Below are 332 nucleotides of genomic sequence, written 5' to 3'. Positions count from 1 at the left end.
CCATATGGGCAACTGCGGAGTCTGCCGCCCAAACGCTCGGACAGTTTTATGGCTCAAGTGACCGAGGTAGTGATGGACCTGAGTCAAGAGTTTGCCGGTGCGGTGGCTCCCGGAGATCTTATCGTCAACCTTGCGTGGTATCTAAAACAGGAAGGACGCAATCCGGAAAACGCTGAGGACCAAGATTACATCGTAAACCTCTGGCAGAAGTTTGTTCACGTGGCCAATAACAAGTTTCGCACGAGTGGGCAGTCGCCGTTTTCTAACGTATCTATCTTTGACCGTGAGAACCTGAAGAAACTGTTCTCCGAATATCGCTACCCCGATGGCTC

At 51.5% G+C, this 332-nt stretch carries 1 protein-coding gene; it reads left to right on the top strand.

Features of this window, described 5'->3' with window-relative positions; all coding sequences use genetic code 11:
• Positions 1-332 (top strand): anaerobic ribonucleoside-triphosphate reductase (gene nrdD, locus H1S01_RS21030; protein ID WP_279287060.1); only part of this gene is annotated, 332 nt, incomplete at both ends.

Source organism: Heliobacterium chlorum (assembly GCF_014502795.1).
Taxonomy (GTDB): Bacteria; Bacillota; Desulfitobacteriia; order Heliobacteriales; family Heliobacteriaceae; genus Heliobacterium; species Heliobacterium chlorum.
This window is presented reverse-complemented; position numbering and strand designations above follow the sequence as displayed.